The sequence below is a fragment of the Shewanella sp. c952 genome (genome assembly GCF_019654975.1).
Classification (GTDB): domain Bacteria; phylum Pseudomonadota; class Gammaproteobacteria; order Enterobacterales; family Shewanellaceae; genus Shewanella.
This window is the reverse complement of sequence record NZ_BPEW01000043.1, coordinates 26940-35388: the sequence shown is the minus strand read 5'-3', so window position 1 is coordinate 35388 and position 8449 is coordinate 26940. Positions and strand designations below refer to the sequence as shown.

Genomic DNA, 8449 nt, shown 5'->3' with positions numbered 1-8449 from the left:
GCTTGTAATTTGGCGCGCTAACCCCAAATGTATTAGAAGAAGTCATTGTAAAAAGGAAAACCTATGAAAATAAATCTTTCTGGTCACCACGTTGATGTTACTGATGTTGTTAAGCAGCATGTCCAAGAGAAGTTTTCGAAGATAGAGAGTCATTTTCCAACCCTGATCGCACTTGATATTATCATTGCTAAAGAGCATGGCGAATTCCAGGTTGAAATTAGAACCAATTATGAGGGAAGTCGAATTTCATCGTCAGGTACCGATTCTGTCATGTACCCAGCGATAACCAGCGCAGCTAAAAAACTCGATGCGGCACTAAAGCATCGTAAAGGCCAACTAAAGGCTGATCTTCATTCAAAGCCAGTGGTTACTACTCCAGAAATTGCCCATGAAAAAGTTCAAGAGATGAACTTAAGCTAAAAGAGCAGTTTTTAATACGATCGCCCCGCGCTAATTAATTAGCACGGGGCTTTTTTATGCTAGGTTTCTACTTCATCAGACTCAGATTTAGAAAACACGGTATGGTTATCTTTAGGTGGCGGTGTCCAGCCTCGCTCCATTTTTGAAAAGCTACGATAACGCTCATCTTTCATTGCTGCGCTGAGTGTTTCTTCCAATTGAATAAACATATCGCGGTAATGCACCAAGTGTTTATCATCTTCTGCGAACATCTTCCAAGATTCATAGAGAGTATCTTTATGGGTCATTTCAGTTTCAAAAAAGATAGCTCGTTGTTGCTCCGCTTTAAAGGGGTGTACCCCTAGTTTGGTTAACGCATGTTTACCTAGTTGCAATGCAGAATGGAAGGTCTCACTGACCATAAAGTCAGCCCCCGCTTTACGCAGTCGATATAGGTTGCTCCTATCGAAGGCTCGAGCAAGCACGATGACATTAGGGTAAGTGTGCTTGATATATTCAGTTAGTTCGACAGCTCTATCTGGGTTATCGATAGCAATGACTAGCATTTTGGCTTCAGCAATCCCTGCTGTATGCAGCAAATCCGGCTGTGTAGCATCGCCATAGTAACTTTTAGTTTTAATTTTTCTGAGGTTTTCAACTTGCTGGGCCTCATGGTCGAGTACCACGGTTTTAAACCCATTGGTCACAAGCAGACGATTGACGACCTGACCGAAGCGACCAACGCCTGCGATGATAACGGTGCCCTTCTCGTCGATAGTATCAGGGTCTCGGGTGTTTTCTGACTGCTCATAGCGCGGCAAGATTACTTTGTCATAGAAAATGAAGAGCCCTGGAGTGAGGAACATGGATATCGCAACGACAAGCGATAACATTTGTGCCAAATCAACGGGAATGACATGGTTTTGCACGGTGTAGCTCAGTAGTACAAAACCAAATTCACCGGCTTGTGCAAGGCTCAATGCAAATAGCCAACGGTCGCTATTCTTGATTTTGAAAATCATCGCCAGCAAAAGCAGCACCAGTGCCTTAATTAACATCACTGCTAATGTTATTGCCATTACCGGGCCGATATTGCTGGCGAGCACGGTAAAATCTATCCCTGCGCCAACGGTAATGAAAAATAGACCAAGCAGTAGCCCTTTAAAGGGTTCAATGACCGACTCAAGTTCATGCCTAAATTCACTGTTAGCTAGCACAACGCCTGCTAAGAAAGTGCCTAAAGCAGGTGACAGCCCCACAAGACTCATTAGTGCGGCAATTCCTATTACTAACATTAGCGCGGTAGCGGTAAAAATCTCGCGCAAATTAGAACTAGCAACATAGCGAAATAATGGCCGACTCAGATAGTTACCACCTACGACAACAGAAGCAATCGCTAGCAGTACCACAATGCCGTACGCCCAACCTGGTAAGCCAGCAACTAAAGACATCTCATCATGATGCTCTGCAGCGGTAGCCGCAGCTGATTGCGCCTTCTCTATTAACTCTGGCAATGCAAGTAATGGAATAAACGCCAACATAGGAATGACGGCAATATCTTGAAATAACAGTACTGAAAATGCGTTTTTACCGCCCTCAGTTTTTGTGAGATTTTTTTCGTTAAAGGTCTGCAGCACGATAGCGGTGGATGATAATGAAAAGATCATCCCCACGGTAAGTGCTACGGTCCAAGTTAAACCAAATGTTAGCGCGATTCCCATCACCACAAATGTTGATAGGGCAACTTGCAATCCACCAAGCCCCATTAGTTTATGGCGCATATCCCATAACATACGTGGCTCAAGCTCTAGACCCACGAGGAATAGCATCATCACCACCCCAAACTCTGCAAAGTGTTGCAAAGTGTTGGTTTCACTGCCGACGAGGCCCGCTATAGGGCCGATGACAACACCGGCGATGAGATAGCCTAATACCGAGCCTAAACCTAATCGTTTAGCTAGAGGGACGGCAATAACGGCAGCTGATAGATAGATAAAAGCTTGGATAAAGTAAGCAGTCATTATCAATCCTTTATTAGCGTGAGTAGGTTTTCGTTGAGTTTCGGCAATGTACTGGCGTGTGCAATATCTAAGGTGTCATTAGATAGCGCTGTTAATACTCTTTGCCAATCTTCGATGTGAGATTGCAATCGATTCTCTTCAAAGGCACTTCGGGCACAAAATAGCGCAAAAGGCGCTAGATAGGTCATACCTGTAAGGCAAGCTGTTTGCTCTAGCGGAGATAACAACTCCCTTAAAGTGAAACTGTTATAACCGTCGTGTTGGTAAGCGGTTTCACTGCCGCCAGCGCTGATTGCGCATAAGAAGGTTTTGCCTTTTAAGGCATTACCTTCAGCGCCATAGGCAAAGTTATATTCGAGCACAAGATCTTGCCACTCTTTTAGAATTGCGGGCGTTGAGTACCAATAAAGCGGGAACATAAATATAATGACATCATGTTCAATCAGACGTTGCTGTTCTTTATCGATGTTGATCCTAAATGTTGGGTATTCAGCATAAAGGTCAACGGCGGTTACATTGTCATGATGTTGGGTCGCATTAAAGAGCGGCTTGTTGATCTCTGATCGTTCTTGAGAGGGGTGTGCATAGAGAACCAGGATTTTTTTTGTTGCATCGACCATTGTTTGTCCAGTTAATACCAATCAGTATAAGAAGTTGATCTACTCAGAGTGTTTTTGGCTAGCTAATTCAAGGCGGATAAATGATATAATGGTTACTCCCTTATGAGTTTATTCAACGCAGAAGTATGAAGCCCAAAACACTCCATACAGGCGAGCTTTAGCGGCTTTGATGCTGCGTTAATGAACTTGAACGTAGAATAACTATGTGCTTCACTCATTGCCTTACCTCAAAGCTGCTAAACTCTCGCTGAGCGATCAAATCTTTATACCGATTGGTATGAGTCATCCTAACTACTTGTTATTTAATCTAGCACATCGAGCTAAAAGCAATAACAATCTTCAGAAATAAACTAGGGGTTGATGATCTTTCATGGTTGTTTTTACCGCAGTTTATGGGCTATTTTAACAAGACAGAGGCTATGCGGTTTAGCCATTCTCCACAAATAATCTACAACGCAGTAAAAATAGCAAGTAGCACGGCCCTCTAGATAGTTGTCAGTTTTGCTCAGTTTCAAGCGCTTCTGCACGCACGATATCAATCGATTTATCGGCTTTAACACCGACGCGGTTATCCTTAAAAATGTTGATTTCAATTTCGCCTAACGAGTTGCCATGTTCATCGTAGATATTACTTAAAATTATCGCACTGTTTACGGGGCGGGTGAGAATTAACATAATACATCCTTGTATATGAACTGCTGTCCCTAGTCTAGACTAATATCTGAACCGTCGAGGTGAAATCTGAAGCTCTGTTAGGTTATTTTCTCTATATAATTTATCAGTTATAAGCAATTTTATTAATAAAAACTGCAGATTAGAGATTAATAGAGAGATGGAATTGAATTCGTGAATTTGGCGGTTTGCTACGATGATAGAAATATGCAATCCAATAATTAATACCTCTAAAGGAATAATTAAATCAGACAGATAACTACATAGTTCACAGAAGTCAGAAACAACTTAGATATCATTTGTTATCGAAAATATTGCTCGATACACTAGTGTCATTACTTAAAGGTATATTTTAAATGCCTGTTAAAGGTTAAGGCTTAACAATGCTAAATATTGATGATCCAGCGGCAACAGAGAAAATACCTGCTTTGTTCCGATTAGGCTTTAGGCCGTTTTTTCTTGGCGGAGCAACTGTTGCGATGTTGTTTGTGCCGCTTTGGTTAGTGACTTGGTTTTATCCTGATTACAGCCTTTTCCAAACAGACTTTTGGGTAAAAGTGGTACCGCTATGGTGGCACCCCCATGAGATGCTTTTTGGTTTTGCATTAGCAATAGTATGTGGTTTTTTGCTGACATCAGTACAAACATGGACCAACCAACCAGGCATGAAAGGTTGGGCATTGGCGATAACATTTGGCTGTTGGCTGCTTGCTAGAATAATGTTATTGCTCCCGGTTTCGATTCCGTTATGGTTGCCAGCAATCTTCGATTCTTTGTTTATTGGACTAACAGCCATTAAGTTGTGGCGCTGTATCTACAAGGTTAAGCAGTGGCACAATATTGGTTTTCCAATCATGTTACTAGCGGCTTTATCGATAAACTTACTCAGTTATTATGCGTTAAGTACCCGAGATTTTTCCCTTAGCCTACAAATTTGGCAAGCGATGATCTGGTGGTTGGGCCTACTCATCACAATTGTTGGTGGGCGTGTTATTCCATTTTTTACCGCGATAAGGATCAAGCAAACTAAGCCGACTCCAATCGCTCTGCTGGAAAAAAGCTTAATTGTGGTGATGATAGTTTTAGTCATTCAGGCAATGACTAAAGTGCTGCCCCAGGGCATTGAGCAGGGGTTATTAATGCTTGCTGGTGCACTGCACCTTGGGCGTTGGCTGCGTTGGTTCCCTCATAAAACGTTAAAAGAACCTATGCTTTGGTCACTGCATATTGCTTATCTTTTCTTGCCTATCACTTTGTTCGCACTTGCTGCCAATATTGATGATTCAATGGCTTACCGTCATTTAATCCACCTGTTTGCCATAGGCACTTTGGCTGGAATTTGCTTATCGATGATTTCCAGAGTATCCCTAGGTCATACAAGTAGAAATATCTATCAAGGTCCTAAGATGGCGGTTGCCTTCCTATGTATACCTATCGCTGCAGTGCTTCGGTCCTTAATGCCGATTATTGCCCCCGATCATTATCAATTATGGTTGTGGTTAGCTGGAGCATTTTGGTCGCTAGCCTTTGCGATGTTTGTGGTGAACTATGCTTCAATATTGTCCAAGCCGCGCATCGATGGCCGACCTGGATAGTGCTGTTAATTTGAGTTCAGCTATATTGTTTAGATAAAGAATATAAAATATTAGTCAAGAAAGTTGAGAATTAGATGAGTGTAAAAATGCTAGTAAATGTCGTTAAAACTGCTGGATTAGTGTCGCTTCTTTGCATGACCAGTTTGACCCAAGCGTCAGAGCCAAGTGCTGCAGCCAAAGAGCAAGCTGCCCGTGATGCGAACTTGAAACAGAAGTTCCCTGTTCAATATGAGAGTTGGTTGGAAACCTCTGAGCAGACCGAGCGTGAAGATATGTTAGCAAGTTATCCCGCTGCGATTATTTTGTGGGCGGGCTCCTCTTTTGCGAAAGAGTACAACAGCCCTAGAGGCCATCACTTTGCGGTTGCTGATGTTACTCATACTCTGCGAACTGGCGTGCCGCCTAAAGCTGGAGATAAAGGTTTGTCTGCCAGTTGCTGGACTTGTAAAACGCCTGATGCTCCGCGGTTAATGAATGAGCTGGGCATTGAAGGTTTCTCAGCGAAAAACTTTACTGATGTCGGTAAAGAGGTTAATAGCGTTGTTTACTGCACCGATTGTCATGTGGATGGAAAGGCAGAACTTGCACTGCCGAGACCGCATGCCCAGGATGCGATGGCAAAAGTACACCTTCCTTTTGATAAGCAGAATAACAACATGAAGGGCGCACAGGTTTGTGGTCAATGTCATGTCACTTATTACTTTCAGCCTGAGCGCAGCAATAAAGTTAATATCCCTTGGATCTTTGGCAATAACGTCGATGATATTGAAAAGTACTATGACACCCGTCGATTTTATGAATGGATCCATCCTATCTCTCAAACGCCTATCTTAAAGGCGCGTCATCCTGAGTTTGAGCACTGGAGTCGCAGTAAGCATGCTGAAGCGGGAGTTACCTGTATTACTTGTCATATGCCAGAAACAACTGATGAGCAAGGTAATAGCTTTACAAGCCACAAGGTAAGTAAAGCACTGGATCACTTTGATGAGGTATGCCAGAGCTGCCACAAGAGTGAGAAGAAAATCATCAGTGCACTCGATAAAAACAAGGCAACGATCGATGCTAAAGCGCGCGAGGTAGAAGGGTTATTAGTTAAGGCACACTATGAAGCTGGAGCGGCTTGGGATGCTGGAGCAACCTGGACTGTAATGAATGATGCAATTATGGCTATTCGCCACTCTCAATGGCGCTGGGACTTTGCGATGGCGTCACATGGTTTATATGCTCATAACCCTGAAGAGGGTAATGCGCTGCTTGATATGGCACTAAGACAAGTAAAGTATGCTCGTACATCCCTTGATGAAATTTTGAAGAAGTTCGATGTAAAGAGTGTTAACTACCCAGATATCAGTAGTAAAGCCTCAGCCCATGCAGCTGTTGGTATTGAGCTTGAAAAGCTAACTGAAGCGAAGAAGAAGTTTATCAAAGAGGACGTTGATAAGAATTGGTCTGAAGTAACCAAATATGGATACGAGTAACTAATTTAGTCATCTTAAGTGATACAAAAGCCAGCTGAATGGTTAATTTAGCTGGCTTTTTTGTGGGCTATAAAAACTAAATGCTAAGTAATACCAATCAGTATAAGAAGTTGATCTACTCAGAGCGTTTTTGGCACGCTAATTCAAGGCGGATAAATGACATAATGGTTGTTCCCTTATGAGTTTATTCAACACAGAAGTAGCAAGCCAAAAACACTCCTAGCAGGCGAGTTTTAGCGGCTTTGATGCAGCGTTAATGAAATTGAACGTAGAATAACTATGTCCTTCATTCATTGCCTTACCTCAAAGCCGCTAAACTCTCGCTGAGCGATCAAATCTTTATACTGATTGGTATAAGCAAATCAATGATTAGTCCGATACTAAATAAGGCACTAAAGATCATTGTGAGTTTTGCAGTGCGGCCAAGTAAAGGGTTAAGTGCTGCGCCTGTCACCTCGTTAAAGTCTCTACACAAAGTGCGGGCTAAGATAAATGCTAACCCCGCTAGCAGCACTGGCATGCCAGGAAGTGCTCCCATTAAAAAGCCAGCGATTATGATTGCAAAAGGCATATAGACAAAGCTTTGATAAAAAATACGCGCTTGGGCTAAACCAAGGCGCACTGCCAAAGTCTTTTTACCCGCCTTGATATCAGTGTCCATATCTCGAGTGTTATTGACCAGCATAATAGCTGCGTTTAAAAATCCGATAGCAGAGCCGAGTAACCAAGCACTGCTGCTGGTTTCAGCAGCTTGTAGAAAGTAACTGCCAACTACAGCAACCAGTCCGAAAAAGACGAATGCAGCAACTTCACCTAAACCATGAGAAGCAAGTGGGTAGGGGCCGCCGCTATAACCTAAAGCGCCTAATATTGCTGCTACCGCAAGAAATGCTATTGGCCAACCGCCATGCGCGATTAAGAACGATCCCACAATTAATGCCAGTATTAGGCATAGAGCCATCGCATTACGTACCGCATTGGGCGTTAACATGCCGCTTTGGGTGACTCTAATTGGGCCTACGCGTTCATCTGTATCAACACCACTTTTATAATCAAAGTAGTCATTGGCTAAGTTAACTGCGATCTGTAACAGCACTGCACATAGCATTGATATAACAGCGATAAACCAACTGAACTGTTCAAGGTGTAGCGCTAAAACATTGCCCACTAATAGTGGTCCAATCGCCGCAGGTAGGGTACGTGGGCGTATTGCTAATATCCAAGGATTCATTATTTATTATTACTTTACAGAGAGATACATCGACTGATTGCAATGTAACAAAAGGAGGTATGTCACATATGATAGCAAGATTGACGGCATCTAAAAAGTGGATTTTATGTCGCCAAATACGTCGAAGTTAACATTATTGTCAACTTAAGGCTCTGGTCTGCTTAGCCATTTGAAATTTTAGAGCTAGCGCACACTTGTGCCCTAGTATTGTATGCAATATTGGGTATCTAGCTTAAATGTACGTATTTAGTATTCGCTTCTAAATATTTTAAGCCGTTGTTTGTGTTACAGGGAAGTGACCTACATCCAAATCACTTGTAACTACAAATCTTAAGATATCGAAAGTGATTGCGAGCCTCATACAGAGCTCGTATCTTCGCAGCACTGCAAATCTAGTGTATTGAAGCCGCTTGAGTGTGTAACCAAAATTTTA

At 42.6% G+C, this 8449-nt stretch carries 7 protein-coding genes; 3 read left to right on the top strand and 4 right to left on the bottom strand.

What is annotated here, in order from left to right; translation table 11 throughout:
- The first annotated feature begins 63 nt into the window (after positions 1 to 63).
- Positions 64 to 420 (top strand): ribosome hibernation-promoting factor, HPF/YfiA family, encoded by a 357-nt coding sequence (hpf, locus tag K5R16_RS19695; protein ID WP_220739778.1) that lies wholly within the window; start codon positions 64 to 66, stop codon positions 418 to 420.
- A gap of 59 nt (positions 421 to 479) precedes the next feature.
- Here hpf and K5R16_RS19690 read toward each other — a convergent pair whose 3' ends face one another.
- The 3 genes from K5R16_RS19690 to K5R16_RS19680 form a co-directional block, all read right to left on the bottom strand.
- Positions 480 to 2420 carry a monovalent cation:proton antiporter-2 (CPA2) family protein gene (locus tag K5R16_RS19690; protein WP_220739776.1) on the bottom strand — a complete coding sequence of 647 codons (1941 nt, stop codon included), beginning with the start codon at positions 2418 to 2420 and terminating at the stop codon, positions 480 to 482.
- A 2-nt stretch (positions 2421 to 2422) separates the two neighbouring features.
- Positions 2423 to 3040 carry an NAD(P)H-dependent oxidoreductase gene (locus K5R16_RS19685; RefSeq protein WP_220739774.1) on the bottom strand — a complete coding sequence of 206 codons (618 nt, stop codon included), beginning with the start codon at positions 3038 to 3040 and terminating at the stop codon, positions 2423 to 2425.
- 495 nt (positions 3041 to 3535) lie between these two features.
- A complete protein-coding gene (locus tag K5R16_RS19680) occupies positions 3536 to 3715 on the bottom strand; it encodes a carbon storage regulator (RefSeq protein WP_220739772.1) in 180 nt (59 codons plus the stop codon).
- Positions 3716 to 4095: 380 nt separating this feature from the next.
- Between K5R16_RS19680 and K5R16_RS19675 the strand changes: the two genes are divergently transcribed.
- Both K5R16_RS19675 and K5R16_RS19670 read left to right on the top strand, forming a co-directional pair.
- Positions 4096 to 5307, top strand: coding sequence for an NnrS family protein (locus K5R16_RS19675; RefSeq protein ID WP_220739770.1), 1212 nt, complete (start codon positions 4096 to 4098; stop codon positions 5305 to 5307).
- A 74-nt stretch (positions 5308 to 5381) separates the two neighbouring features.
- Positions 5382 to 6785, top strand: a complete 1404-nt coding sequence (locus tag K5R16_RS19670) for an ammonia-forming cytochrome c nitrite reductase subunit c552 (RefSeq protein ID WP_220739768.1) — start codon at positions 5382 to 5384, stop codon at positions 6783 to 6785.
- Between the two features lie 331 nt (positions 6786 to 7116).
- Here K5R16_RS19670 and K5R16_RS19665 read toward each other — a convergent pair whose 3' ends face one another.
- Complete coding sequence (locus K5R16_RS19665; protein WP_220739766.1) at positions 7117 to 8016, bottom strand: 1,4-dihydroxy-2-naphthoate polyprenyltransferase; 900 nt, start codon at positions 8014 to 8016, stop codon at positions 7117 to 7119.
- Between the last annotated feature and the right edge of the window lie 433 nt (positions 8017 to 8449).

Bases quoted from the DNA above. Each gene is read 5' to 3' on its own strand.
- K5R16_RS19690 (WP_220739776.1), bottom strand. From the start codon at position 2,420: ATGACTGCTTACTTTATCCAAGCTTTTATCTATCTATCAGCTGCCGTT.
- K5R16_RS19675 (WP_220739770.1), top strand. From the start codon at position 4,096: ATGCTAAATATTGATGATCCAGCGGCAACAGAGAAAATACCTGCTTTG.
- hpf (WP_220739778.1), top strand. From the start codon at position 64: ATGAAAATAAATCTTTCTGGTCACCACGTTGATGTTACTGATGTTGTT.
- K5R16_RS19680 (WP_220739772.1), bottom strand. From the start codon at position 3,715: ATGTTAATTCTCACCCGCCCCGTAAACAGTGCGATAATTTTAAGTAAT.
- K5R16_RS19670 (WP_220739768.1), top strand. From the start codon at position 5,382: ATGAGTGTAAAAATGCTAGTAAATGTCGTTAAAACTGCTGGATTAGTG.
- K5R16_RS19665 (WP_220739766.1), bottom strand. From the start codon at position 8,016: ATGAATCCTTGGATATTAGCAATACGCCCACGTACCCTACCTGCGGCG.
- K5R16_RS19685 (WP_220739774.1), bottom strand. From the start codon at position 3,040: ATGGTCGATGCAACAAAAAAAATCCTGGTTCTCTATGCACACCCCTCT.